General features: G+C 38.2%; 27 protein-coding genes. 24 read left to right on the forward strand and 3 right to left on the reverse strand.

Annotation, left to right across the window (positions count from 1 at the left end; all coding sequences use genetic code 11):
* Positions 1 to 34: 34 nt before the first annotated feature.
* The 15 genes from MHB44_RS04850 (at position 35) to MHB44_RS04920 (ending at position 15,652) form a co-directional block, all read left to right on the forward strand.
* Positions 35 to 1,384: a dihydrolipoamide acetyltransferase family protein gene (locus MHB44_RS04850; RefSeq protein WP_341301783.1), complete on the forward strand. Its 1,350-nt coding sequence runs from the start codon at positions 35 to 37 to the stop codon at positions 1,382 to 1,384.
* Between the two features lie 5 nt (positions 1,385 to 1,389).
* Positions 1,390 to 2,805, forward strand: a complete 1,416-nt coding sequence (gene lpdA, locus MHB44_RS04855) for a dihydrolipoyl dehydrogenase (protein ID WP_053993768.1) — start codon at positions 1,390 to 1,392, stop codon at positions 2,803 to 2,805.
* A gap of 148 nt (positions 2,806 to 2,953) precedes the next feature.
* Complete coding sequence (locus MHB44_RS04860) at positions 2,954 to 3,841, forward strand: LysR family transcriptional regulator (RefSeq protein WP_341301784.1); 888 nt, start codon at positions 2,954 to 2,956, stop codon at positions 3,839 to 3,841.
* A 399-nt stretch (positions 3,842 to 4,240) separates the two neighbouring features.
* Positions 4,241 to 4,873 (forward strand): phosphate starvation-inducible protein PhoH, encoded by a 633-nt coding sequence (locus tag MHB44_RS04865; RefSeq protein ID WP_341301785.1) that lies wholly within the window; start codon positions 4,241 to 4,243, stop codon positions 4,871 to 4,873.
* Positions 4,866 to 5,474, forward strand: a complete 609-nt coding sequence (locus MHB44_RS04870) for a hypothetical protein (RefSeq protein WP_341301786.1) — start codon at positions 4,866 to 4,868, stop codon at positions 5,472 to 5,474. The genes MHB44_RS04865 and MHB44_RS04870 overlap by 8 nt, the downstream gene beginning before the upstream one ends.
* Before the next feature lie 31 nt (positions 5,475 to 5,505).
* Entirely contained in the window at positions 5,506 to 6,141 is a 636-nt protein-coding gene (locus MHB44_RS04875) for a hypothetical protein (protein WP_341301787.1), read from the forward strand.
* Positions 6,138 to 6,740, forward strand: a complete 603-nt coding sequence (locus MHB44_RS04880; RefSeq protein WP_341301788.1) for a hypothetical protein — start codon at positions 6,138 to 6,140, stop codon at positions 6,738 to 6,740. Before MHB44_RS04875 ends, MHB44_RS04880 begins: the two co-directional genes overlap by 4 nt.
* Positions 6,737 to 7,885, forward strand: coding sequence for an ABC transporter substrate-binding protein (locus tag MHB44_RS04885; RefSeq protein ID WP_341301789.1), 1,149 nt, complete (start codon positions 6,737 to 6,739; stop codon positions 7,883 to 7,885). The genes MHB44_RS04880 and MHB44_RS04885 overlap by 4 nt, the downstream gene beginning before the upstream one ends.
* 14 nt (positions 7,886 to 7,899) lie before the next feature.
* Positions 7,900 to 8,901 carry an iron ABC transporter permease gene (locus tag MHB44_RS04890; RefSeq protein ID WP_341301790.1) on the forward strand — a complete coding sequence of 334 codons (1,002 nt, stop codon included), beginning with the start codon at positions 7,900 to 7,902 and terminating at the stop codon, positions 8,899 to 8,901.
* Entirely contained in the window at positions 8,898 to 9,710 is an 813-nt protein-coding gene (locus MHB44_RS04895; protein WP_341301791.1) for an ABC transporter ATP-binding protein, read from the forward strand. Before MHB44_RS04890 ends, MHB44_RS04895 begins: the two co-directional genes overlap by 4 nt.
* 186 nt (positions 9,711 to 9,896) lie before the next feature.
* Positions 9,897 to 10,679 (forward strand): SDR family oxidoreductase, encoded by a 783-nt coding sequence (locus MHB44_RS04900; protein WP_341301792.1) that lies wholly within the window; start codon positions 9,897 to 9,899, stop codon positions 10,677 to 10,679.
* Positions 10,680 to 11,042: 363 nt separating this feature from the next.
* Entirely contained in the window at positions 11,043 to 13,628 is a 2,586-nt protein-coding gene (locus MHB44_RS04905; protein ID WP_341301793.1) for a DEAD/DEAH box helicase, read from the forward strand.
* A 3-nt stretch (positions 13,629 to 13,631) separates the two neighbouring features.
* Complete coding sequence (locus tag MHB44_RS04910) at positions 13,632 to 14,342, forward strand: SWIM zinc finger family protein (RefSeq protein WP_341301794.1); 711 nt, start codon at positions 13,632 to 13,634, stop codon at positions 14,340 to 14,342.
* Positions 14,343 to 14,544: 202 nt separating this feature from the next.
* Positions 14,545 to 14,982, forward strand: coding sequence for a CidA/LrgA family protein (locus MHB44_RS04915; RefSeq protein ID WP_053994882.1), 438 nt, complete (start codon positions 14,545 to 14,547; stop codon positions 14,980 to 14,982).
* The gene (locus MHB44_RS04920) at positions 14,975 to 15,652 is read left to right on the forward strand and encodes an LrgB family protein (protein ID WP_341301795.1); all 678 of its coding nucleotides are present in this window, start codon (positions 14,975 to 14,977) and stop codon (positions 15,650 to 15,652) included. Before MHB44_RS04915 ends, MHB44_RS04920 begins: the two co-directional genes overlap by 8 nt.
* 68 nt (positions 15,653 to 15,720) lie before the next feature.
* Here the strand turns inward: MHB44_RS04920 and MHB44_RS04925 are convergent, their stop codons facing one another.
* A complete protein-coding gene (locus MHB44_RS04925; RefSeq protein WP_341301796.1) occupies positions 15,721 to 17,190 on the reverse strand; it encodes an aminotransferase class I/II-fold pyridoxal phosphate-dependent enzyme in 1,470 nt (489 codons plus the stop codon).
* A 144-nt stretch (positions 17,191 to 17,334) separates the two neighbouring features.
* On the opposite strand from MHB44_RS04925, the gene MHB44_RS04930 reads away from it, so the two are divergent.
* Both MHB44_RS04930 and MHB44_RS04935 read left to right on the forward strand, forming a co-directional pair.
* On the forward strand, positions 17,335 to 18,294 hold the full coding sequence (locus MHB44_RS04930) for a nitronate monooxygenase family protein (protein WP_341301797.1): 960 nt from the start codon (positions 17,335 to 17,337) through the stop codon (positions 18,292 to 18,294).
* 20 nt (positions 18,295 to 18,314) lie between these two features.
* Positions 18,315 to 18,602 carry a UPF0223 family protein gene (locus MHB44_RS04935; RefSeq protein WP_341301798.1) on the forward strand — a complete coding sequence of 96 codons (288 nt, stop codon included), beginning with the start codon at positions 18,315 to 18,317 and terminating at the stop codon, positions 18,600 to 18,602.
* A gap of 84 nt (positions 18,603 to 18,686) precedes the next feature.
* Here MHB44_RS04935 and MHB44_RS04940 read toward each other — a convergent pair whose 3' ends face one another.
* Complete coding sequence (locus MHB44_RS04940; protein ID WP_341301799.1) at positions 18,687 to 19,313, reverse strand: DUF1054 domain-containing protein; 627 nt, start codon at positions 19,311 to 19,313, stop codon at positions 18,687 to 18,689.
* A 125-nt stretch (positions 19,314 to 19,438) separates the two neighbouring features.
* Here MHB44_RS04940 and MHB44_RS04945 point away from each other — a divergent pair, with 125 nt between their 5' ends.
* On the forward strand, positions 19,439 to 19,636 hold the full coding sequence (locus tag MHB44_RS04945) for a hypothetical protein (RefSeq protein ID WP_341301800.1): 198 nt from the start codon (positions 19,439 to 19,441) through the stop codon (positions 19,634 to 19,636).
* 200 nt (positions 19,637 to 19,836) lie between these two features.
* Positions 19,837 to 20,631 (forward strand): inositol monophosphatase family protein, encoded by a 795-nt coding sequence (locus tag MHB44_RS04950; RefSeq protein ID WP_341301801.1) that lies wholly within the window; start codon positions 19,837 to 19,839, stop codon positions 20,629 to 20,631.
* Positions 20,632 to 20,767: 136 nt separating this feature from the next.
* On the opposite strand, the gene MHB44_RS04955 is transcribed toward MHB44_RS04950, so the two are convergent.
* Positions 20,768 to 20,953 carry a DUF5325 family protein gene (locus MHB44_RS04955; protein WP_341301802.1) on the reverse strand — a complete coding sequence of 62 codons (186 nt, stop codon included), beginning with the start codon at positions 20,951 to 20,953 and terminating at the stop codon, positions 20,768 to 20,770.
* 138 nt (positions 20,954 to 21,091) lie between these two features.
* On the opposite strand from MHB44_RS04955, the gene typA reads away from it, so the two are divergent.
* The 5 genes from typA (at position 21,092) to MHB44_RS04980 (ending at position 26,049) form a co-directional block, all read left to right on the forward strand.
* Positions 21,092 to 22,936, forward strand: a complete 1,845-nt coding sequence (gene typA, locus MHB44_RS04960; RefSeq protein WP_341301803.1) for a translational GTPase TypA — start codon at positions 21,092 to 21,094, stop codon at positions 22,934 to 22,936.
* 30 nt (positions 22,937 to 22,966) lie between these two features.
* Positions 22,967 to 23,365: a YlaH-like family protein gene (locus MHB44_RS04965; protein ID WP_083448449.1), complete on the forward strand. Its 399-nt coding sequence runs from the start codon at positions 22,967 to 22,969 to the stop codon at positions 23,363 to 23,365.
* A 135-nt stretch (positions 23,366 to 23,500) separates the two neighbouring features.
* Positions 23,501 to 24,493, forward strand: a complete 993-nt coding sequence (locus tag MHB44_RS04970; protein WP_341301804.1) for an ABC transporter substrate-binding protein — start codon at positions 23,501 to 23,503, stop codon at positions 24,491 to 24,493.
* A 1-nt stretch (position 24,494) separates the two neighbouring features.
* A complete protein-coding gene (locus MHB44_RS04975) occupies positions 24,495 to 25,262 on the forward strand; it encodes an ABC transporter ATP-binding protein (protein ID WP_341301805.1) in 768 nt (255 codons plus the stop codon).
* Positions 25,255 to 26,049 (forward strand): ABC transporter permease, encoded by a 795-nt coding sequence (locus MHB44_RS04980; RefSeq protein ID WP_341301806.1) that lies wholly within the window; start codon positions 25,255 to 25,257, stop codon positions 26,047 to 26,049. The genes MHB44_RS04975 and MHB44_RS04980 overlap by 8 nt, the downstream gene beginning before the upstream one ends.
* The last annotated feature ends 1 nt before the right edge of the window (position 26,050 follow it).

Consider the following 26,050-nt stretch of genomic DNA (forward strand, 5'->3'; position numbering starts at 1 on the left):
CTTGAACAACAGTAAATAGAAAGGATGGGTACACATGGCATTTGAATTCAGATTACCGGATATTGGCGAGGGTATTCACGAAGGCGAGATTGTGAAATGGTTCGTTAAAGCTGGAGATACAGTAAAAGAAGACGATATTCTTTGTGAAGTACAAAATGATAAAGCAGTAGTAGAAATCCCTTCACCAGTTGAAGGAACAGTAGAGGAAGTTTTAGTAGGAGAAGGAACAGTTGCCGTAGTTGGCGATGTTTTAATCCGATTAGACGCACCTGGCTATGAAGATTTAAAGCTAAAAGGTGACGATCATGCCGAAGCAAAAACAGAGGCACAAGTTCAAGCAACTGCTGAATCTGGTCAGAACGTAGAAAAAGCTCCTGCTAAAGAGGAAAAGGCACCAGAAAAAGCCCCTGAAAAAGCTCCAGAAAAAGTGGAGACAGTAGTCGATGAAACAAAACGCGTGATTGCGATGCCTTCTGTACGTAAATTTGCACGTGATAACGATGTAAATATTCGTGAAGTGAAGGGTACAGGCAAAAACGGTCGAATCCTAAAAGAAGATATTGAAAGCTTCTTAAAAGGTGGCGGCACTGTAGAGGCTGAAACTGCAAATAATGAAACATCAGAAGAAACAGTTCAACAAGAAACGTCTACACCAGCAGCACCAGTAGTTCTTGAAGGGGATTTCCCAGAGACTCGTGAAAAAATGTCAGGTATTCGCAGAGCGATTGCTAAAGCAATGGTACACTCGAAACAAACGGCTCCACATGTTACACTAATGGATGAAGTCGATGTAACAGCTCTTGTAGCACATCGTAAAAAATTCAAAGATATCGCTGCCGAAAAAGGTGTTAAATTAACATACTTACCATATGTAGTGAAAGCACTTATTTCAACTTTACGCGAGTTCCCAGAATTTAACCGCTCATTAGATGATGCAACACAAGAAATTATTCAAAAGCATTACTATAATATCGGTATTGCAGCGGATACAGAAAAAGGCTTACTCGTTCCAGTGATTAAGCATGCAGATCGTAAATCTGTTTTTGCAGTATCAAATGAAATTAATGAACTAGCAACGAAAGCTCGTGAAGGCAAGCTTGCACCGCATGAAATGAAGGGTGCCTCTATGTCGATTACAAATATCGGCTCTGCGGGAGGACAATGGTTTACGCCAGTTATTAATCATCCTGAAGTAGCTATTCTAGGGATTGGTCGAATTTCAGAAAAACCTGTAATAAAAAATGGTGAAATTGTAGCCGCACCTGTGTTAGCATTATCATTGAGCTTTGACCATCGTATGATCGATGGAGCCACTGCACAAAATGCTTTAAATCACTTAAAGCGTTTGTTAAGTGAGCCAGAATTATTATTAATGGAGGCGTAACAAAAATGGTAGTAGGAGATTTCCCAATCGAAACAGATACTCTTGTCATTGGTTCAGGTCCTGGAGGATATGTAGCAGCAATTCGTGCAGCTCAAACTGGCCAAAAAGTAACAATCGTTGAAAAAAATGTACTTGGTGGTGTGTGCTTAAACGTAGGCTGTATTCCATCAAAGGCATTAATTTCAGTAGGTCATCGTTTTGAGCAAGCTAAACATTCAGACGACATGGGAATCATCGCTTCTGATGTGAAATTAGACTTTTCAAAAGCACAAGCATTTAAAGACAGCGTTGTTAAAAAATTAACTGGCGGTGTTGAAGGCTTACTTAAAGGTAATAAAGTTGAAATTGTACAAGGGGAAGCGTATTTCGTTGATGCTCATTCAGTGCGTATCATCAATGGTGAATCTGCTCAAACTTACACATTTAACAATGTTATTATCGCAACGGGTTCTCGTCCAGTGGAAATCCCAACATTTAAATTCTCTGAGCGTGTTATCAATTCTACAGGTGCTCTTTCTTTACAAGAAGTACCTGGTAAATTAGTTGTGATCGGTGGCGGCTATATTGGGACAGAGCTGGGTTCAGCATATGCAAATCTTGGCTCACAAGTAACAATTATCGAAGGTGGCAAAGATATTTTAGCTGGCTTCGAAAAACAAATGACGCAAATCGTGAAAAAAGGCCTTAAAAAGAAAGGCGTTGAAATTGAAGTTAACGCATCTGCAAAAGGCGTTGAAGAAACTGAAAACGGCGTAGTAGTAACTTATGAGGTTGGCGGAGAAGAGAAAAAAGTTGAAGCTGATTATGTATTAGTTACTGTAGGTCGTCGTCCAAATACAGATGAAATGGGCCTTGCTGAAATCGGTGTTGAATTTGGTGAACGTGGTCTAATTAATGTTGACAAACAATGTCGTACAAATATTCCAAACATCTATGCAATTGGTGATATTGTTGCAGGTCCTCAGCTTGCACATAAAGCATCTTACGAAGGTAAGGTTGCTGCTGAAGCGATTGCTGGTGAAAAATCAGTTGTTGATTATCTTGCTGTACCTGCTGTATGCTTTACAGATCCAGAAATGGCAACAGTTGGTTACAACGAAGAACAAGCAAAAGCAGAAGGCATCGAATATACTGCAGCGAAGTTCCCATTCGCAGCAAATGGTCGCGCTCTTGCATTAAACCAAACAGAAGGTTTCGTGAAGTTAGTGGCTCGTAAAGAAGATGGCTTATTAATTGGTGCTCAAATCATTGGTGCGGGTGCATCTGATATGATCGCCGAAATGGGCTTAGCAATTGAAGCTGGTATGACGGCTGAAGATATTGCACTAACAATCCATGCTCACCCAACATTAGGGGAAATTACAATGGAAGCTGCTGAAGTATTACTTGGCAATCCAATTCATATTGTAGCAAAACGCTAATATAAATAAAGGAGTGTAGAAAAGCGGATGTTTATTCGCTTATCTACACTCCTTTTGTATATAGCAACTATAAAATTTTACTTTATACATAAAAGGTAGTATTATAATTGATAATTATTATCAATTAAGGATGAAGGAATGGGTTAAGATGAACGAGCGCTATCGAACATTTATTTTATTAGCACAATATCAATCATTTACCGAAACAGCAAAGCATATGTTTTGTTCTCAACCAACCGTTTCGCAGCATATTCAGCAATTAGAAAAAGAATTGGGCTGTCAGTTGATCTCACGAAAAAAACGGCAAATCAAGTTAACTACACAGGGTCAAATTGTCTTGGCTTATGCACAGAAAATGCAGGAAATGGAACAGCAATTGCGCCTAGCAGTAAAGCAGCCACAGCAGGAACATATCAAACTTTATATAAGTCACTATATAGCAGATAGCTTTTTTAATGAGCTGTTCGATAAAAATAATACAACCTATCAGCAATATCCCTATGAAATTAATAGCTTTTGCTATGAGGATTTAAAAAGTAGTTTAGTGGAGAACCATGCCAAGTTTGCGGTAATGCCGATTTATAATGCTGATACGATTGTTCACCAGTCATTTGATATTGATATTTTATTTGAGGAAGAGTTTGTGTTAGTGATGGCAGCCGATCACCCTTTAGCAAGCCGCAAAATCATCTATGCAAGAGATTTGAAAAACTTATCAATGCTATTGCCCCAAAGCCCTTATTTGAGTCAACATATTAAACAAGCTTTACATAAGAAAGCTGTACCTGTTTATTATATACAAATGACAAATTTTGAGATTATCAAAAAAGCTGTCCAGCAGGGGATGGGCGTATCCTTTTTACCGTATAAATCAATCGAGGATAGCTTAGATAAATTAACGTTTAAATATGTAAAAGGTCTATCTATTAAACGAAAGAATGGTATTGTATTTAATCGAAATCAAATTTTAAATGAGCAAGAACAAGCATTTTGCGAACGTATCAAGAAAAATCTAAAGATGGTGTCAGTTAGGTAAGCTGAGCTTATAAAAGGAATAGAAATTCTTTGTAGCGCTTTTTCTAGTTCCAGTGTATTTATAAAAAATATCACGTAAAGACAAAACCGAACAATATTACGAAGTATGCATGTTTCGTAATTGTTCGGTTTTTTTAATTCAGCCTCTATGACAACATAACTTTATTATTTGGCTTTATTTCAAGGTTTTTAAGTAACTTTTTGTAGAAAATTATCATTTAATGAGCGGATTTATAGCTTTCTATAAGAAAAAATAATAGTACAATTAAAGATTTTTATAATATGAGAAAAACGTATAAGTAGTCAATGAAAATTAAAATACTACACTCTACATGATATTGATAATCGTTATCAATGATGGTATAGTTCGAAATGCAAGGCAATGTAAGGAGGTATAAAGGTGACAAAGGATTATATTGTTGTTCATCCATGTAATATTTTTTCTCAAGGCAAGGCAGATGAACGCTTTGATATTGTAGATATGTATGATTTACCAAGTATTGAGCTATCCTCCTATAAATGTATGGTCATTTTAGGATTTGTGGATCAAGAATTTTTGCAGGAAGAGAGGCAAATAATTGCTGATTTTTTGGCAAATAAAAAGATTGTATGCTTTTTTGGTAACTTAGTAACAGATTGGTTGCCAGGGCAGCAGACATTTATTGCAAAAGAAATTCACAATCATTGGGATTATGATATCTCGATTGCAAAACAGCATGTAATTTTTGAAGGTGTAACGGAAGAGGATATGACGATCAATAAAGGTGTCAAAGGATTTTTTGCTCGTGGACATCATCCAGCCCCAGCAAATGCAGAAATCTTATTAACCCTGCCAGACGGTGAGCCTGTGACATTTATTGACCGAAGCTCAACAAACGGTACGATTTTTATGCACGCAGGCAATAATCTTTTTCATATTGGTGGCATGGTACCGTCAACAACAAAAACGACAAGTCGTATTCCTACACAGCTAATGCAGTGGGTACAGGAGGAATATAGACATTTAACGGAGGGAGGGGCAAGTGATGCGTAAAATAGCTGTTATGTATAGCGGTAGCTCACAGCATTGGCGTACATATAAGACATCTGAATTTGCTCAGTATATCGACCAACTGATTCCAGCACGTCAATTAGAGGAGGAAAATTTAGAGGCTTTTGATGTATTAATCATTCCCTCCCAAACACATATAGGGCTATTAGATCGCAATATTCAAAAAATCCATGATTTCGCTAACTTAGGGAAGGTAGTGGTTACATTTGGTCCACAGCATCGAGATTGGTTGCCGATGCATAATTGGGAATTCAGACCGACTAATTTTTGGTGGTGGCTTGAACCGAATGCGAATAGTGGCTTACGTTTATTAGGAACAGCACATGATTTATTTACAAATTATATTACATTGGAGGATGCAACATGGCATCAGCATGGTGTGTATTGGCCAAATGAGGGCTGCGAGGTATTAGTAGCGACAGATGATGGCGGTGCTGTTTTATATATTGATCGTGTAAATACAAATGGTGTATGGGTGAATACAACCTTGGATCCGGATTTTCATTTTGGTTCCCATTTTATGCCAGCAACAGAGCGTTTTTTACGAGGCTTTTTACCTTGGTTAAAGAATGGGCAGCTCTAAAGAAATTTTTTGATAAAAGAAAGTAGGGGATATGATGGAACCTATTGCTTATGTTGGCGTTGATATTCATTTTACTAGATTAACGGCTGAGGATCGTGAACGTGGCTTAGTATTTTTATATTTATATGATTTACCCTATGCTGATTTAACTGCCTATGCAGGATTAATTATCACAAATCATGTAGAAGAGCAATTTTTACTGGAGCATAAAGCAATTTTAGATGCATATTTGCGACAGGGTGGTGTTATCTTTTCACTGACAGAAATAGCATTGCCGTGGTTGGCAAATGTAGCGAATTGGCAGCGTTCCCCGATTCCATTGAAAGATCGTGAAATCATTATTGAACCATCGGAATGTTCTTTGTTCAAAGGGATAGAGCCCTATGATATTAATTATCGAAAAGGTGTACGAGGCTTTTTTTCTCGTGGCTATTTCGAGCAAGTTCCAGCACATGCAGAAGTATTAATTACCGATCAAAGTGGTGTACCGATACTTTATGTTGATCGACATTCAACAAATGGCACAATTTTTGCAGGGGCAGGTACCGATATTTATAAGGTATTTATTCATGAGGAAAATACGTCAAAAAAACTTAGTAGACAAATGCTAGATTGTATTCGTGAGGAAGCTAACCGCAATTATGCAAGTGGAGGTATCAGCAAATGATTGGCATTGTAACGAATGGCTTACCATTTCAAAATCGCTTTTTTGCGGAACAAGAATTTCGTTATTTATACGATGAAGTGCTACATATCCGTAACTTTCATCAATATGATTTAACAAAATACGACACATTGATTTTATCATGTCGTTTAGATATTCGTTCTTTAAAGAGGTATCAGTCACAATTGCTAAAATTTATTAATGCGGGTAAAAGACTAATTATTTTTGGAGAAATAGTCGATTGCTGGTTTCCAACAATTGATTGGGAAGATTCCGAGGTCAATTTTAGCTGGTGGGTGCGAGATGGTGGTGATCTACCAATGGAGATGCAAAATAAAGTGCATCCATTGTTCAACTATGTTACATTGCGCGATATGAAGTGGCATTATCACGGCTCTTTTTTACCACCACAAGGAGCGCAATCATTATTGGATATACCAAATGGACGATCGTTATTTTATGTAGATAATGTAAGCTTTAATGGCGAGTTAGTTGTCACAACATTAGATCCAATGTTTCATATTGGACTGGGCTTTATTGACCAATCAAAACCGTTTTTACACGGTATCGCAAAATGGCTAAGGGAGGAAGAAAAACATTGAAGAAATATGGACTTTTCGCTACGGTAGCACTAACAATGATGCTGGCAGCTTGTAATAATGATAATGAAAAGACAGAAAGCAATATTGAACCACTAGAAAAGGAGCCGTCAACAGAGGTACAAACGACAACGGAAGAAAAGCTTGTTGTTGACCAATTAGGGCGTGAGGTAACCGTACCAAATTCAATTGATCGTGTTGTGATGGGCGGCATTTTACCCTATTTCTCAACATGGTATGTCGCAACAAACTCGACAAAGGAAATTGTCGGTATGCATCCAAATTCGTATAATGCCGCAAAGCATTCGATGCTAGCTAAAATGTCTCCAGATGTCTTAAAGGCAGATACATCGTTTATCCAAAATGGTGAGGTCAATGTAGAAGAATTAATGAAAGCTAATCCACAATTATATATAGAGCTAGCAACAGATGAAAAATCAATTAATAAAGTAACAGAGGCTGGTATTCCAGTTGTAGCATTAAAGGCAATCGATGCGGCAGCAGCAGAGCCATTAGCTACATTTAATAGTTGGTTAGAAATAACAAGCGAACTAACAGGGATAACAGAACGTGCCAATCGCTTCCTAGATGAGGGCAAAAAAGTACAAGCTCAATTAGATGAAAAATTAAAAGCTATCGAAGAACAGGATAAGCCGCGTGCCATGATGCTGTTTAGACATAATGAAAAGTCAATTACAATTGGCGGAAAAAATTTCTTTGGTAACCAATGGCTCAACGCTACAGGTGCAATTGATGTTGCTGAAGATGATATACAAGGGCAAAAAGAAGTGAATATGGAACAAATTTATGCTTGGAACCCAGATATTATCTTTATTACTAATTTTACGGAAACACAGCCAGCTGATTTACTTGAAAACAAGGTAGATGGGCAGGATTGGAGTCAGATAAAGGCTGTGCAGGAGGGCAAGGTGTATAAAATTCCATTAGGGATTTATCGCTGGTTCCCACCAAGTGGTGATGCGCCATTAATGTTAAAATGGCTAGCACAAAAAAATCATCCTGCATTATTTGATTATAAAATCGAGGATGAGATAAGGGCGTATTACAAAGATTTCTATGAATTTGATGTGACAGATGAAGATATTCAAGCTATTTTAAACCCTTCATCAGAGGCAGCTAAATATTAAGGAATGATTGGTAAATGCAAAATTGGAAAAAGATTATTTTATGGATTCTACCTTTGGGGATCGCCATCATTTCACTTGGTGTAGGGCGCTTTGAGGTTGGACTAGAGCAGCTATTAAAAATTCTTGCCTCACAGATTATCCCGATTGAGCCAACATGGACAGAGATGGAGGAGACTGTTGTTATCAATATTCGGCTGCCACGTATTCTGCTCGCATTGTTAATTGGCGGAGGTTTAGCTATTGCAGGGGCTAGCTTTCAAGGGATGTTTGGTAATCCGCTAGTATCACCAGATATTTTAGGTGTTTCGGCAGGAGCAGGCTTTGGTGCTTCTCTAGGGATTTTATTGTTTGGGCAAAATTTTGCTACACAGATCATGGCATTGCTTTTTGGATTAGGTGCCATTGGCTTTACATTTTTAATTGCTGGCGCGCGCAAAAATGCCCCGATATTTATGTTTGTCTTAGCGGGTATTATTACATCGGCACTGTTTAATGCGCTTATTTCGTTAACTAAATTCGTAGCTGATCCTGAAGAAAAGCTGCCTGCCATTACCTATTGGCTGATGGGCAGTTTAGGAACTGTTACTTATAAAGATTTATATATTGGTGGACCATTGATTATCATCGGTATGTTGATACTTTATTTCCTAAGATGGCGTTTAAACATTTTAACGCTTCCAGAGGATGAGGCAAAATCAATGGGAATTTCCGTAGTGCCTTTAAAGTGGATGATTATTTTCGGTGCTACATTAATTACTGCCGTATCTGTTGCGGTTGCAGGAATTGTTGGCTGGGTTGGTTTAATTATTCCACATGTTGCTCGTATGCTTGTGGGGAATAATAATCAGCATGTGCTACCGATGTCGATTGCTATAGGAAGTATGTATTTGTTAGTAATTGATAATTTAGCACGTTCTATAACAGCAACAGAAATTCCTTTATCGATTTTAACAGCGATTATTGGTGCACCATTCTTTGCTTATTTACTGCGTAGGTCAGGAGGTGGATGGGCATGATCATTGAAGTGAAAAGTGGCAATTTTTATTATGACAAGCGTCGTAAGAAATCTCAAAATCTTTATGTGGACGATATTAATTTTACGCTCGAACCGGGGCAGATCATGGCTATACTTGGTCCTAATGGTGCTGGTAAGACGACGATGCTCAAATGTATTACAGGGCTACTGGAGTGGAAGCAGGGAGAAACCTATATAGATGGCAAACCATTGTCTACTGTCAAGCGTAAGGAGCTATGGCAACGTATTGGCTATGTGCCACAAGCACATAAAATGGTATTTGGTTTTACTGTAGAAGAGCTTGTGGTAATGGGACGGGCCCCTTTTATTAGTACATTAGCACAGCCATCAAAAAAAGATTTAGAAGCGGCACATTTAGCATTAGCTACAATTGGTATCGTCCATTTAGCCAAAAAATCATGTAATGAGGTAAGCGGTGGTGAGCTACAATTAGCACTAATTGCCCGTACACTGGTTGCCAATCCAGAAATACTTATTTTAGATGAGCCAGAGTCGCATTTGGATATTCAAAAACAAATTATTATTTTACAAACCATCAAGCAATTAGCAAGAGAGCGTGGCATTTCTTGTATTATTAATACGCATTATCCTAACCATGCCTTTTATTTAGCTGACCGGGTCCTGATGACCGCAAAGGATAAGGGAGTTGTTTATGGCACTGTACGTGAAACTATGACAGAGGAAAGGATGCAGTCGTTTTTTGGAATCGAGCTTAAGAAAATATTGTATGAAGAAGAGAATTATATAGTAGAAACGATGGTACCACGTGCATTAGGTGCAGAAAAATAGGATTAATTGTTAGAGCTGTGCAAAAAGATTTTTTACACAGCTCTTTTACTATTTGTTTAAGTTACAGCATAGGGCTATACCATTCGATAGTGCCTTAAAATAGTATTTACAGGCCTCTTTGATTATTCAGAATAATCGATAAATGCTATAATAGTAGCATTGTAGAAAGTAAGGGAGGATTTAATCATGGAGCTTAATTTAACAGGGAAAGTAGCTATTATAACAGGGTCGAGTAAAGGAATTGGCTATTATACCGCAATGCAGCTTGTCAAAGAGGGCGCGAAAGTGGTGCTATGTGCGCGTGGCGAAAAACAGCTTCAGGTAGCAGCAGGCTGTATAAAAAATGAAACAGGTGAAGAGGTTTTAATTGTGCCAACAGATATAACAAAGGAAAAAGATTGTAAAGAGCTAATTGAGCGTACAATTGCACACTATGGACAAATTGATATTCTTATTAATAATGCAGGGACAGCTTCAGCGAATCCTTTTGAAGCTGTTAGCAGTGAGCTATGGCAATCCGACTTGGATTTAAAAGTATTTGGCGCTATTCACTGCTCAAAATACGCTGTGCCTTATATGCGCAAGGTTGGTGGTGGTGCAATTGTTAATGTGACAGCAGTGATGGCGAAAACACCACCTGCCAGCTCGCTTCCAACAACGGTAAGCCGTGCTGCAGGACTTGCGTTAACAAAGGCAATGAGCAAGGATTTAGGAAAAGATAATATTCGTGTAAATTCTGTAAGCATCGGACTTATTCGTAGTGATCAAATTGAAAAGAAATGGAAGCGGGAAGAACCGAATTTATCTTGGGAAGAATATTCGCGCAACATTGGTCAAGCGATTCCACTTGGCCGTGTAGGGGACACACAGGAAGCTGCAAATGTAATTACATTTTTAGTATCAGATGCAGCTAGTTATGTAACAGGTACAGCCATTAATATTGATGGTGGCTCGGGACATGCATTATAGTAATATGTTTGTAGATAAGAATTTTAGTGTTGCTTCGCTGGTTAGAAAAAATAGCTTATTAAAAGGGAACGCTGTATTCAGCCTTTGTACGTTAAGATGAAGTGATTGGACCTAGCCATTACATCGAAATTTGCTAGTGTAAAATCAATGCTTCGATCATTATTCTATTAAAGTCAAGTAAAAGCACCTTATTCATAAAATGGGTATAGTGCTTTTTCATGATGCTATTTATGATGTCTTTTTTGAATATGTTCGAATACCTCTTTGTGAATTTCTTCATCGGCGCTATTTCTATGGCTCGTTTGCAATGCAATATCTCATCATATACAATGAAGGCAAAATAAATAAGTGGGTGAGGGTTCTGTGAAAGCTAAAGATATTATCGTTATATTCCAAGAAAAAGGATTGATACTTGATACGCAAGAGATAAGGGGAAAGGGATACGATCATATCGAGCTACTGACCGATTTTGCAAAAGCACCCTACAAAACCCTATTTTATTTCGGCTTTGCAGATGAGCATTCAGACATGTCAGTTTCATTGTCCTTCCTGCATAGTATCTGCCAGAAATTCATAGGCGTGATTTCAAATGATCCAGATGTTGAAATCACAAAAACCGTCAAAATCCTAGATAAGGCTATGTTGTCAGAAATGCTTTATGCAGTGCCGTATGTGGTGGGGGAGGAGTATATTAGCATTGAATGGCTAACTGATTTTTGGACTGAACTTACAAATGTCTTTGAACAAGAAATTGCTGCTTGGAATGGTACGGTGGGATCCTTTTTAACGACATACAATGCTAAGTTGAATATAGCAGGTCGAGTGTTTTTTCATCTTGTAGAAAATAAATCAGAAGAATATCCATTTGCTTTTTTGGCAACATATTCTACTGAAACAGCTAATAAGGCTGTGGATATGCCGTTGAAAAACGCGTTAGTGGAATATAAAGATAGTCAGGATTTACTGTTAAAATTGCTTGCAACTGTAAGCCGTGCTGCTGATCGTAGTAATTTTATTTCTGAGCTTGTTGAAAGTGGGGAACTGTTTTCTCCTCTGCAATTTGATATAGATGAAGCCTATACGTTCTTGAAAGAGATTCCTCTTTATGAGGAATGCGGAATAATTTGTCGTATGCCAGATTGGTGGAAAAAGAAAAGTGGGGGTTTGAGACTCTCTATTTCTATTGGTGGAAAAGAGCCTGCAGTAGTGGGAATGGAAGCTTTAGTTAGTTGTAAGCCTAGCCTGATTTTGGATGGTCAAGAACTCTCTAAAGAAGAGTTAGAAGTGCTTTTGTCACAGGCAGCAGGATTGTCTTTCTTAAAGGGGAAATGGATTGAAGTTGATCATCACAAACTCAATGCTGCACTTGAGGCCTTTGAAAAAGTCGAAAACATGGGTGATATGACGTTGGCAGAAGCCATGCGAATGGAACTAGGAATTGCCCAAAATGGGTTACCTGAAATTGGTGATACAGTAGAAATCACGAATGGTGAGTGGTTACAGACATTACGTTATCAACTTACCAATCCCACACAATTGGGCAAGTTAAAGCTAGGTGCAGATTTCCATGCAACACTTCGACATTATCAACAAGATGGCTTCCATTGGTTAGCACTTATGAAAAGTATTGGATTTGGTGCACTGTTGGCGGATGATATGGGCTTGGGGAAAACGGTGCAGATTATTGCGCTTTTGGAGTATTTCCGACAGCAAGGCAGATATAAAGCGCTGTTAATTATTCCAGCATCCTTAATTGGCAACTGGCAAAAAGAACTTGACCGTTTTGCACCAAATATTCATTATGCGGTATTGCATGCTAAAAATACGGAAATAAACGATGAGGTTGATTTATTTATTACTACTTATGGTATGGCACGGCGTTTAGAACATTTGAATAATCAGAGATGGGATTTACTTATTTTAGATGAGGCGCAGGCGATAAAAAATCCTGGAACTGCACAAACAAAGGCTATCAAGCAATTGGATGCTTCCTTTAAAATTGCCATGACGGGTACACCGATTGAGAATAAGCTGGCAGATTTATGGTCATTATTTGATTTCCTGAATGCAGGATTGCTTGGTACAGCCAAGGAGTTTTCTACTTATGCTAAAAACATTAAGGAAAATGGTTCATATGCTAAATTAAGAAATGTGGTTAATCCCTTTATTTTACGCCGATTGAAAACTGATAAATCGATTATCAATGACTTGCCTGATAAGGTGGAAATCAAGGCATATACAACATTAACTAGTAAACAGGCTATATTGTATCGGGGCTTAGTGCAAGATTTGGAGCATCAGCTTGAAACTACTGAAGGTATTCAGCGTAAGGGCATGGTGCTAGCGGCTATTACAAAATTTAAGCAAATTTGTAATCATCCTGACCAGTATTTGGGGCAATCCACTTATAAAAATACAGCTAGTGGAAAATTTGAAAAATTGCAAGAAATTTGTGAAACTATTTATGAAAAGCGAGAGCGTGTGTTAGTATTTACACAATTCAAGGAGATGACTGAACCGCTTGCTGATTTCCTGAGCCTGATTTTTGAGCGCAAAGGACTTGTGTTACATGGTGGTACAACTGCAAAAAAACGCACAGAAATGGTAGAGCAATTCAATGGGGTAGACTATGTACCATTTATGGTGTTGTCTTTAAAAGCAGGCGGTGTTGGATTGAATTTAACAGCAGCAAACCATGTGATTCATTTCGATCGTTGGTGGAATCCCGCCGTGGAAAATCAAGCGACGGATCGGGCGTTTCGTATTGGTCAAACAAAAAATGTCATGGTACACAAATTTATTACTGCTGGCACAATTGAAGAAAAAATTGATGCAATGATTGCAGAAAAACAACAACTTTCGGGTGATATTATTGCGGCTACTGGTGAACAATGGATTACTGAAATGAGCAATGATGAACTCATGCAACTGTTTACATTGGAGGTGTAAGTTATGCATGAATTTTATGAATATACACCTGTTGCAAAGAAACAACAAGCTGCGCAAAAGGCATTGGAAAAATTACAAAAGAAGCAGCCAGATGTTAGGCCAATTGTGATTACTGGCAATAAAATTGCCAAAACATGGTGGGGCAATGCTTGGAATAAAAACCTAGAGGCATATGCGGATTTCTCTAACCGTATCACGCGCGGACGTAGTTATGTGCGCAATGGTTTTGTTTTGGATTTACAGATTGATACAGGGCATGTAAATGCGATTGTCGCAGGAAGCAGACGAACACCCTACGAAGTGCAGATTTCCATTACTGCACTTGCTGAAGATCGTTGGAAAGCAATTACAGAAATCTGTGGTCGAAGCATTGCAGGAATTGAGCAACTGGCACAAGGAAAATTTCCTAAAGAATTAGAAACCTTGTTTATTCAACAAGGACAAGGCTTATTTCCGACACCAGATGAAATTCAATTTTCTTGTAGTTGTCCAGATTGGGCGAATATGTGTAAACATGTTGCTGCTGTGTTGTATGGTATTGGTGCACGATTTGATGAAGATCCGACCCTGTTCTTTAAACTGCGAAATATTGAAATAGAGGCACTTATTAAGAAGTCTGTGGAAGAAAAGATGGAAAATATGCTGAAAAACGTAGGAAGAAAAACCCACCGCGTTATGGATGATGCAGCTATTACAGATTTGTTTGGACTATAGATTTTAGAAATTAAGCAAACAAGATTGCTATTCTAGGAAATAGAGTGCAGTCTTGTTTTTTTGTATTATACAGCTATGAGAAGGTATGTTTTATCAGAAATAAAAGCCTCTAGTCTTTTATCTATTAGTTTTCTGAAATTATAATAGACAGAAAATTCCTACAGATGTAGAATGGATGTCATGGGAGGTGAACAGTGGCAAAATGCTGAACGAAAATTTTGTTGCGATATTCTTACGAGTTGTGCGTATCATTGTTCAAATTGGCATACTGAATATTTATTATTACTTGGGAGTAGGTATCGTCTCTTATTTACATATTCCGCTTCCAGGCAGTATTGTGGGCTTACTTTTATTAGTGCTTTCACTCATTTTTAAACTAATTAAGGTTGAATATATTCAAGATGGTGCAGGCTTTTTAATTGGTGTGTTAACATTATTCTTTATTCCAGCAACAGTGGGGGTTATTGATTATCCAGAGCTTATGTCAGGTACAGGTTTACTTATTATTTTAGCTGTTATTGCCAGTACATTAATCTCTATTTATGTAACAGGGCTGCTCACACAAATTATTGAGAAAAAAGAATTGGCAAAAAAAGAAATGGCGATAAAAGAAGAGAAGGGGGAATTAACAGTTGATTGAGGTAATGGTTGTGTTAAGTACCATTGTGATGTTTATTTTATTTACAAAGCTTTATCAACGCTATCCCCATCCCATTATGATTCCTTTAGTGACAACAACGATTGTAAGTGTCGTAATTTTGCTTGTATTTGATATTCCTTATGCTACTTATATGCAGGGTGGAGAGTGGCTACAAAAAATGCTAGGTCCAGCTGTCGTTGCCCTTGCCTACCCTCTTTATAATCAACGAGCGATTATTATGAAATATAAATATTCCATTTTATCAGGGCTATTTATTGGGATGATTACGGGCTTGCTGACCATTTTTGGGTTGTTGAGATGGATTGGGGTAAAGGAAAGCTGGATGCTAACAGCATTACCTAAATCATTAACAACACCTGTAGGTATGCAGGTAAGTGAAATGATTGGAGGTATTCCCCCTTTAACAGCGGTTTTTGTGATGATTGCAGGGTTTGTCGGAGCGATCATTGGTCCATTAGTTATTAAATATGGCAAGCTGGATACTGCTGTTAGTAGAGGTGTAGCAGTAGGTAGTGCCTCACATGGTGTGGGGCTTGTAAAATTAAGAGAATATGGGGAGCAGGAGCTATCAGTTGGCTCATTATCTATGGGCTTAACGGCTGTAATTGGGGCATTCTTCTGTCCGTTATTTGTTTATTTATTTATGTAAAGAGCTATATACAGCGAGTCTGTATATAGCTCTTTAGCATTTTAAACATCATTATATAATTGTTATTTTTAAATAATTGGTTTGCGTTCTTTTATAACGCGAATTGTCTTTAAGGATGTATCCTCTGGTCCTTGCACTGGTAAGCCAGCTTCGATATTCATCTGAATATAATGAATATTTTCTTGTGTAATTATTTCCCCGGGAATAAAAATTGGAATACCAGGAGGATAGACCATAATAAATTCTGCACAGATACAGTTGTCTGCCTCAGCAAGAGGAATGACTTCTGTATCTGCATAAAAGGCATCACGTGGTGACATAGCAAGGGCTGGAATTTCTGGAACATTCACAACTGCCTCAGTAATAGCTGCTTCAGAATCAAATGTTTTTGACATACGACTCAACGCATTTACCAGAAGATTAATTTCCTTTTTTGTATCACCTAATGTGACTAAGCATAAAATATTGTATAGATCGGACAGTTCTACTTCAATATTGGCATTATGACGTAGCCATTCCTCAGCTTGATGCCCTGAGATACCTAAATCCTTCACACTGATAAGAAGCTTTAACGGGTCCATATCATAAGTTGCAGAGGAGTGTAGTTTTTCTTTGCCTGCACATTTTAAATGTGGAATTTGATTAATACGTTTACGTGCATCCCTTGCTAAGCGCAACGCATCATCAATTAAATCATAGCCATGAATCGCTAGCTGACGTCGAGCTGTGTCGAGTGAAGCAAGCAATGGGTAGGATGTCGATGTAGTCATTAGCATGGAAAAAACCGCTTGTGCACGTTTTGCTGAAACGAGTCCTTCACGCACATTCAAAATGGATGTTTGCGTCATAGAACCGCCAAGCTTATGTACACTTGTAGCTGCCATATCAGCGCCAGCTTCCATGGCTGAATATGGTAAATCATCATGGAATTTAATATGGACGCCATGTGCTTCATCTACTACTACTGGAATATTGTGGCTGTGAGCGATTTCAACAATGCGTTTTAAATCAGCTGTAAAGCCATAATAAGTTGGATTAATGACAAGTACTGCTTTTGTATCTGGATAAGCAGCTAAAGCTTTTTCGACTGCTTCAGGAGATATGCCATGAGAAATCCCATATTCACTATCAACTTCAGGATGAATAAAAATCGGGATTGCACCTGCAAATACAATAGCTGACATAATAGATTTATGAACATTCCGTGGTACTAGAATTTTATCACCTGGACCGACAACGGTCAGAATCATCGTCATAATGGCACCACTAGTACCTTGAACGGAAAAGAATGTATGATCAGCACCAAAGGCTTCTGCTGCAAGGGTCTGTGCTTCTTTAATAGCACCCTTTGGTGAATGTAAATCGTCTAGTGGAGCAATATTAATTAAATCAATAGATAAAACGTTGTCGCCGACGAATTCTCGGAAAGCAGGGTCCATCCCCTGTCCTTTTTTATGACCTGGAATATGAAATTGAATAGGATGTCTGTTCCGATGTTTAAGTAATACGTCGAACAATGGAGTCTCTAATTGTGACAACGCAGGTACCACCTCACTTTATAATATCTAGGAAAACAAATGAATTATAGCACCTAACGACATGAAAAAATAGACTTTTCACAAAAAATAAAAGGATTTTTTCAGGATATCGAGAAGTTAGTAGCGTATGAAAGGGGTGGTTTTATGAATTGGCATACACGTATAACAGAGCTTTTGCAGGTCAAATATCCAATTATTCAAGGAGGACTAGCCTATTTAGCCTATGCTGATTTAGCAGCCGCTGTGTCGAATGCTGGCGGTCTTGGACAAATAACTGCTATGAGCTTACGCGATCCTGATTTATTACGAGCAGAGATTCATAGAGTACGTACATTAACGGATAAACCATTTGGTGTAAATTTTGCAATTGGTATGCATGGTCAAGGCTATGAGGAGATGGTGCGTGTTGCGGTCGAGGAGAAAGTACCTGTGGTAACAATGACTGGTGGCAATCCAGCACCTATTTTTGAATTACTAGCAGGAACGAATATTAAAAAACTAGTTCTTGTTGCTGCGCGGAGACAGGCACAAAAAGCGGAGCAGCTTGGAGCGGATGCTGTGATGGTCGTTGGTCAAGAGGGTGGCGGTCATCTTGGACGTGATGATGTTGGAACAATGGTGCTTGTGCCGCAAGTTGTAGATAGTGTGAAAATTCCAGTCATTGCCTCTGGTGGTATTGGCGATGGTCGTGGTTGGATGGCTGCACTTGCATTGGGCGCTGAAGGCATTGAAATGGGCACACGCTTTATTGCAACAAAGGAGTGTGTGGATGCATCAGAGGCTTATAAGGAGGCGCTGCTTGCCAGTACAGAGGCTGATACCACCATTATTAAACGTTCGATTGGTGCACCAGCACGAGCCTTACGCAATGATTTTACAGCAAGGATTTTAGACATTGAGCAAAAAACGCCATCATATGAGGCTTTAAAAGATTATATCAGTGGTTCAGCCAATAAACGTTTTATTTATGATGGTGATACCAAACAAGGCTTTGGCTGGGCTGGTCAAGTGACGGGAATGATTCATGATATTCCCACTGTGGAGGAGCTAATCAATCGAATGGTTGCAGAAGCTGAAGGTATCCGAGTAAAATGGGGGCAATAACGTAAAGGTGGTTTTGTCAAATGGAATATTCCTACCCATTTTCAACTGATTGGTCTACAACGGAGATTGTAGACGTTGTGCAATTTTTTGAGGGAATTGAGCAAGCCTATGAAAAGGGCATTAAGCGTGAGGTAATGCTTGCTAAATATCGTCGCTTTAAAGAAATTGTGCCTTCACAATCTGAGGAAAAATCAATATTTCGGGAATTTGAAGAGGCGAGTGGTTATACTAGCTATCCCGTTATTAAGCAAACAAAAGAGGCTGAGGATGGGACATTGATCAAAGCTGCTCCTAAATATGGTCGATAAAAAATGGATGTGAGAATTTTCTCGCATCCATTTTTGTGTGTAAAAAACAATATATTGTCTACACTACATGTATAAAAGCCACTGTTATTTTCCTACAATGACATTATAAACAGGCAGTAGGTGCTTAAAGGTTTCTTCAATGACTTGAGCAAGTTCGTTTGCAGACAGCTTAATGGCTTTATCCTTTGGTATATGTCGTCCTACTAAAAATTCGCCTTTTTTAACATCACGCAGGCGTACTAGCAGTGCATCAAGCTTGTCCTCTTTGGCTTCTTGGAGAGACATGGCTTCTGGAGACATATGATCCCCTGAAACAATAAAATCATCAGGAAGCTGTTCCAGCAATGTTTTATGAGCAAGGAGACGTTCAGCCATTATATTTTTTTGCGGTGCCTCATAAATAATAGCTAAGACGATGAATAAATGTGTGTGCCATAGACCAATCTGAAAGTGAGGCAATGATTTATAACCTCGTTTATAGGGAGCAAAGGCAACCCAGCTATCTTTTGGAGGATTAACAGTTCTACGAGCATGTTTGGCAACATGAGGGAAAAATTCTTCACCTAGCTGACTAGAGAAATAAGCAGAAAAATTTTCACCAAGCTGATGAAATTTTGGACGTACATTGGTATTTAAAGCATCCATTCTTTGTTCTAACCCATTTATTGTAAAAACATGAAAGTCTTTAGTGGTCCATTTTATTTTTGACAATTTTATTTGCTCCTTTCGTTTTATCATGTTTATTTTACGATAAATTTGGGAAAAAATCTTATAACAAGAACTTTATCGAATGTAAAAAGTTTTTGTACAAAAATTAAAAAAAGGAAGTGGTTTTAATGAAACCAGTCGTGAAAATTATACGTAAAGTTGACATTGAAAAGCAATATGAACACATTTTACAATTAGAGTTAGACTACGAATTAGCCTCCCTCTTCGCAGCGATGAATGATAACAACGAAATTGAAATTGAAAAAAGTAAAAAACGTCTGGCTGAAATTCAGATGGAACTGGAAAGTTTTCACGCCTATGCGTAATTACAATCTCATACCAATTTAAAAATCACTTGCTGAATATTCCGACAGCAGGTGATTTTTAGTGTGACAAGGAGTAAAATAGGTATTACAACATAATGAAGTATGTATATGTCATCAAGAATTTAGCTGTTAAGTAATGAGGAAAGGTATGAATAACGATAGTAAAGGGCCTTTTCTTATATTCGAAGGGTGGGTTTTTAATGGATTTGCAACAAGTAGATGAATTTGCGAAAAAGATTATTTTTGAAGCAGGAAGCCGTATTCGAAAGGCCTTTTCGTATAATCTCGTGATTGAAACAAAATCAGGTGCAAATGATCTGGTGACAAATATTGATCGAGAAACTGAGTTATTTTTTATTGAACAAATTAAAGCCTTTGATCCAACGCATAAAATTTTAGGGGAAGAAGGAATGGGTGAAAAGGTCGAAACATTGGATGGTGTCGTGTGGATTATTGACCCCATTGATGGCACGATGAATTTTGTCAAGCAGCACCGTCATTTTATGATATCTATTGGCATTTTTGTGGATGGTGTAGGCAAGCTTGGTTACATATTTGATGTTATGCGTGAGGATTTATTTTATGCTATTGCAGGCCAAGGGGCATGGTATAATGATTCGCCATTACGTAGATTACAAGCTATTACAATGGAGGAAGCTGTTATTGGCATTAATTCACATTGGGTAGCACCTAATCGACATATTCACCATGAGAAAGTGATTGACATGATTCGCAAAGTTCGTGGTACACGTTCTTACGGTTCAGCTGCAATGGAAATCGCCTTTGTTGTTAGTGGCAAATTGGATGCCTATGTTTCCATGCGACTAGCACCGTGGGATATTGCTGGAGGGATAATCATTGCTCAGGAAGTTGGCGCCATTGCCACAAACTTACATGGAGGAGGCTTTGATTTCCTACATCAGGATACATTTATTATAGCCAATCCTGCCATTCATCAAGAGTTATTAGAAAAATACATTGTACCCTATGATTAGCATAAGGTAGTACAAACCATCATTCTCCATTGTTACAGCCAAATCAATATTAATAGAAAACCCGAACGATGACGAATACTTTAAAAAAGTTTCGCACGAACGTTCGGGTTTTTTGATGATTGTTATCTTTTTTTATTTACAGCAATCCTTGGGCACGTAGCTTGCGTTTCATTTTAAAGGCTGTCATAAAAATGACACATGTAGCGACAATACCTGCGATGATACCAAGGACACTGCTAGCTGCGATTGAATATCCAATAGCGCACATGGCTAAAATAGCCGCCAATGCATAAATAGCCATTACGATTTTTGCACGATTCATAGTCGAGCCTCCTATATAAAAAATTTGTCGATCAAATATATTTTTTAGAATGATGGAAATTCTAATAAGGACATTTCTATCCTTCTTGTGCTATAATATCACAGTTAAACATTCGAAAAAAGAATATGGAGTGGAATAATGACAAACTTACGTCAAGATCTTCGCAATATCGCAATTATCGCCCACGTTGACCATGGTAAAACTACTTTAGTCGACCAACTATTAAAACAATCAGGTACATTCCGTTCAAACGAACATGTTGAAGAACGTGCAATGGACTCTAATGATATTGAACGCGAACGTGGTATTACAATTTTAGCAAAAAATACTGCAGTAAACTATAACGGAACTCGTATTAACATCCTTGATACGCCTGGACACGCCGATTTTGGTGGTGAGGTAGAACGTATTTTAAAAATGGTAGATGGCGTTTTACTAGTTGTCGATGCGTATGAGGGTTGTATGCCGCAAACACGCTTCGTACTAAAAAAAGCGTTGGAACAAAAGTTAACACCGATTGTAGTAGTAAACAAAGTTGATAAAGACTCAGCTCGTCCATTAGAAGTAGTTGATGAAGTATTAGAATTATTCATCGAGCTAGGTGCTGATGATGATCAATTAGATTTCCCTGTTGTCTATGCATCAGGTGTAAACGGTACTGCTTCTCTTGATGCTGATCCAGCAAAACAAGAAGAAAATATGCAATGTCTATTTGAAAAAGTAATTGAAGCAATCCCTGCACCAGTAGATAATTCAGCAGATCCATTACAATTCCAAGTAGCATTACTTGACTATAATGATTATGTTGGTCGTATTGGAATTGGACGCGTATTCCGTGGGACAATTGAAGTAGGACAACAAGTAGCTTTAATGAAACTAGATGGCACAGTGAAGCAATTCCGTGTGACAAAATTATTTGGCTTCTTCGGCTTGAAGCGTGAAGAGATTCAATCAGCAAAAGCTGGTGACTTAATTGCTGTTTCAGGTATGGAAGACATCAACGTTGGTGAAACAGTATGTCCTGTTGAGCATCAAGAAGCTTTAACACCATTACGTATAGACGAGCCAACATTACAAATGACTTTCTTAGTGAATAATTCACCGTTTGCAGGTCGTGAAGGGAAATGGGTAACTGCTCGTAAAGTAGAAGAGCGTTTACGTTCACAACTTCAAACGGACGTATCTCTACGTGTAGAAGATACAGATTCACCAGATGCATGGACGGTTTCTGGTCGTGGTGAGCTACATTTATCAATTCTTATCGAAAATATGCGTCGTGAAGGCTTTGAGCTACAAGTATCAAAACCTCAAGTTATCATTCGTGAGATTGATGGTGTAAAATGTGAACCATTTGAACGTGTACAAATTGATGTTCCGGAAGAAAATGTAGGTTCTGTTATTGAATCGATTGGTACGCGTAAGGGTGAAATGTTAGATATGGTGAACAACGGCAATGGCCAAGTTCGTTTAACATTCCTTGTTCCTGCCCGTGGTTTAATTGGTTATACAACTGAGTTTATGTCTATGACAAAAGGGTTTGGTATCATTAACCATACATTTGATTGCTACCAACCATATATTTCAGGGCGTATTGGTGGACGTCATCAGGGTGTTCTTGTATCAATGGAAACTGGTAAATCGACAACTTATGGTATGATGCAAGTGGAGGACCGTGGTACACTGTTTGTAGAGCCGGGTACCGAAATTTATGAAGGTATGATCGTTGGTGAAAATACACGTGAGAACGATATCACTGTAAACATAACAAAAATGAAGCAAAAAACGAATGTTCGTTCTGCGACAAAAGATGCAACAAACGTTATTAAAAAACCACGTCTATTAACATTAGAGGAAGCGCTAGAATTTTTAAATGATGATGAGTATTTAGAAATCACACCAGAAACGATTCGTCTGCGCAAGCAAATTCTCGATAAAAATGAACGTGAAAGAATAGCGAAAAAATTAAAAAACGCTGAACAATAATCTTTTGCTTCCATGAAAGGAAGAGGAATCTTGAGTCTAAAGTCCGCTTTACTGGGTGAACTAAATGTTATTCAAGTTGCTACACAGATAAATACAACAGAAACAGAAGAAGCTTATAAAAAAATGGCTGGAGTTACACGCTTTTTATATCAAAATATGCCTAGCTATGAAATCGCTGGCTATGTTTTATTTTTCCTTGTGTTTATCCTGTCGGCAATTGTCTATAAACTAGGCTTTGCAAAGAAACTAAAACGATCACAAAATATGATTATTTATATTTTCCTATTTGTAGGTTGTATTATGTTAACATTCTTTGCTTTATATCTTCCAATGGTGGAAGGACTTATTGTAGCAGCCTTAATTTTAATTATCTATAAAACACGATTATGGCGTGAAAAAAGAGAAGAGCAACAAGCTACGAATCAATAGGTTTTTACAAGCAGTCTTAGCGTTATCATGCTAAGGCTGCTTTTTTGTTGTAGAAGTCGATAGGAACCGAAATCTTCTAATGTGAATAGATTAATGCTGATAGGCTAATTTTGATCACATCAAGGAGGAAAGGGAATGCGTTGGCTTACAAAAGGTTTATGGTTCAGTGTCATTGCTTTGTTACTCCTTTCTTTGACAGCGTGTAATAAAGCAGAGCTTGAAAAAGTCAAAGTAGGGGAAGTAACTCGTTCGATTTTCTATGCACCGCAATATGTAGCACTTGAGAAAGGATTCTTTGAGGAGGAGGGGCTTGCGGTTGAGCTGCAAACCATTGCAGGTGGCGATAAAACAATGACGGCTTTACTGTCAGATGGTATTGATATTGCTTTAGTTGGATCAGAAACATCCATTTATGTTACATTGCAAGGGGCCAATGATCCGATTCAAAATTTTGCACAATTAACACAAACAGATGGTACATTTTTAGTGGCAAGAGAGAAGACGGATAGTTTTACATGGGAGCAGGTGAAAGGCTCTACATTTTTAGGGCAACGTAAAGGCGGAATGCCACAAATGGCTGGAGAGTTTGTGTTAAAAAAACATGGTATTGATCCTGTTAATGATCTAACACTTATTCAAAATATTGATTTTGCCAATATTGCTACAGCTTTTGCATCCGGTACGGGCGACTATGTTCAATTATTTGAGCCGACTGCCAGTGTCTTTGAGAAAGAAGGGAAGGGCTATATTGTTGCCTCATTTGGTACAGAATCTGGCACATTACCTTACACATCCTTTATGGCAAAAAGTAGTTATTTAAAGGATGAGGCTGAAACTGTGCAGGCTTTTACCAATGCCTTAAAACGTGCACAAGATTTTGTGCAAAATGAAAGTGCTGCAGAGGTGGCAAAAGTTATCCAGCCGTATTTTGAAAATGTGGATATAGCGGTTATTAAAACAGTTGTAGAGCGTTATAAAGCACAGGGCTCGTATGCGACAGACCCTATCCTTGACAAAGGAGAGTGGGATCACTTGCAAACAATTATGGAGGAAGCAGGTGAACTTCCTCAACGGGTGGAGTATGAACAACTTGTCAATACATCCTTTGCGAAAAAGGCTGTTGAGTAATATGACATTTTTGCAGTTGGAAAACATTCACCATAGTTACTTTTCAAACACACAGGCAAAGGAAGTATTACGTGATATTAGTTTAGCTATTCGGGAGGGTGAATTTGTCTCATTTATTGGGCCGAGTGGCTGCGGTAAAACCACATTATTATCGATTATTGCAGGATTATTCCCAGCGACAGAGGGGAAGGTTTATATAGATGGAGAGGATCTTGCAACCCTTCATCAGCCTAGCATTGGCTATATGCTACAGCAAGACTATTTATTTCCTTGGAAGACCATTGAAGAAAACGTCACAATTGGCTTAAAAATGATGGAACGCAATACGAAAACCCATAAAGTCACAGCCAATGCACTTCTACAGGAAATAGGGCTACCGAATGTAGGAAATAATTATCCACGCGAGTTATCAGGTGGCATGAGGCAACGAGTAGCACTTGCTCGGACATTAGCCGTGAATCCTAAAATTTTATTATTAGATGAACCATTTTCGGCACTGGATTATCAATCAAAATTAAAGCTTGAGGATTTGGTTGTGGAAACATTAAAAGCCTATAAAAAGACAGCGGTCCTTGTTACCCATGATATTGGAGAAGCTATTGCGATGAGTGAGCGTGTATTTCTTTTTTCAGCAAACCCTGGTACATTGCATAAAGTATTTGAAATTCCGCAAGCCCTGCAAGAGCTCTCACCCTTTGAGGTTAGACAGCATCCTACCTATGCAGAAGTATTCCAAACAATTTGGAAGGAGCTGGAGAGCCTTGGATAATACATTATTTAAACAATATCAGCAAATGCTCAAAAAAGAAAAGCGCTTTGTACGGCTATATCAGCTTATTATTTTATTGATTTTCTTTGGAGGATGGGAGCTTCTTTCAAGGTTTGAGTGGATTGATCGCTTAATTTTTAGCTCACCAACGCATGTGTGGCAGACCTTTATTGAAAAGGTCAGTGATGGTACGTTAACCTTGCATGTTGGTGTGACACTTATGGAGACGGTTATTGGCTTTATTGCTGGTACTTTATTAGGGACATTCATCGCCATTGTGTTATGGTGGTCTCCGTTGCTATCAAAGGTGCTTGACCCTTATTTAGTCATTTTAAATGCAATGCCAAAAGTGGCGCTTGGACCTATTTTAATTGTTGCACTGGGTCCAGGGTATTTTTCGATTATTGCCATGGGTGCGTTGATTTCTATTATTATTACAACGATAGTGGTTTATACAGCGTTTAAAGGGGTCGATCCTAATTATAGTAAGGTACTGCAAACCTTTGGTGCAACACGCTGGCAAATCTTTAGAGAGGTTATTTTGCCAGCATCATTTCCTACGATTATTTCAACCTTAAAAGTCAATGTTGGTTTATCGTGGGTAGGTGTTATTGTAGGGGAATTTTTAGTCGCCTCCAAAGGGCTTGGTTATTTAATTATTTACGGCTTCCAGGTGTTTAATTTTAACCTTGTGCTAATGTCCTTACTAATCATTGCATTTTTCGCAACAATTATGTATCAGATTGTGGAATTAATTGAACGGACTATTATTAAAAATAGCGGCTAAT

It is taken from the genome of Lysinibacillus sp. FSL H8-0500, from assembly GCF_038051955.1.
Lineage (GTDB): Bacteria > Bacillota > Bacilli > Bacillales_A > Planococcaceae > Lysinibacillus > Lysinibacillus macroides.

Coding starts and splice junctions, on each gene's coding strand:
- MHB44_RS04850 (WP_341301783.1), top strand. CDS start 35: ATGGCATTTGAATTCAGATTACCGGATATTGGCGAGGGTATTCACGAA.
- lpdA (WP_053993768.1), top strand. CDS start 1,390: ATGGTAGTAGGAGATTTCCCAATCGAAACAGATACTCTTGTCATTGGT.
- MHB44_RS04860 (WP_341301784.1), top strand. CDS start 2,954: ATGAACGAGCGCTATCGAACATTTATTTTATTAGCACAATATCAATCA.
- MHB44_RS04870 (WP_341301786.1), top strand. CDS start 4,866: ATGCGTAAAATAGCTGTTATGTATAGCGGTAGCTCACAGCATTGGCGT.
- MHB44_RS04875 (WP_341301787.1), top strand. CDS start 5,506: ATGATGGAACCTATTGCTTATGTTGGCGTTGATATTCATTTTACTAGA.
- MHB44_RS04880 (WP_341301788.1), top strand. CDS start 6,138: ATGATTGGCATTGTAACGAATGGCTTACCATTTCAAAATCGCTTTTTT.
- MHB44_RS04890 (WP_341301790.1), top strand. CDS start 7,900: ATGCAAAATTGGAAAAAGATTATTTTATGGATTCTACCTTTGGGGATC.
- MHB44_RS04895 (WP_341301791.1), top strand. CDS start 8,898: ATGATCATTGAAGTGAAAAGTGGCAATTTTTATTATGACAAGCGTCGT.
- MHB44_RS04900 (WP_341301792.1), top strand. CDS start 9,897: ATGGAGCTTAATTTAACAGGGAAAGTAGCTATTATAACAGGGTCGAGT.
- MHB44_RS04910 (WP_341301794.1), top strand. CDS start 13,632: ATGCATGAATTTTATGAATATACACCTGTTGCAAAGAAACAACAAGCT.
- MHB44_RS04915 (WP_053994882.1), top strand. CDS start 14,545: ATGCTGAACGAAAATTTTGTTGCGATATTCTTACGAGTTGTGCGTATC.
- MHB44_RS04930 (WP_341301797.1), top strand. CDS start 17,335: ATGAATTGGCATACACGTATAACAGAGCTTTTGCAGGTCAAATATCCA.
- MHB44_RS04935 (WP_341301798.1), top strand. CDS start 18,315: ATGGAATATTCCTACCCATTTTCAACTGATTGGTCTACAACGGAGATT.
- MHB44_RS04945 (WP_341301800.1), top strand. CDS start 19,439: ATGAAACCAGTCGTGAAAATTATACGTAAAGTTGACATTGAAAAGCAA.
- MHB44_RS04950 (WP_341301801.1), top strand. CDS start 19,837: ATGGATTTGCAACAAGTAGATGAATTTGCGAAAAAGATTATTTTTGAA.
- MHB44_RS04955 (WP_341301802.1), bottom strand. CDS start 20,953: ATGAATCGTGCAAAAATCGTAATGGCTATTTATGCATTGGCGGCTATT.
- typA (WP_341301803.1), top strand. CDS start 21,092: ATGACAAACTTACGTCAAGATCTTCGCAATATCGCAATTATCGCCCAC.
- MHB44_RS04970 (WP_341301804.1), top strand. CDS start 23,501: ATGCGTTGGCTTACAAAAGGTTTATGGTTCAGTGTCATTGCTTTGTTA.
- MHB44_RS04975 (WP_341301805.1), top strand. CDS start 24,495: ATGACATTTTTGCAGTTGGAAAACATTCACCATAGTTACTTTTCAAAC.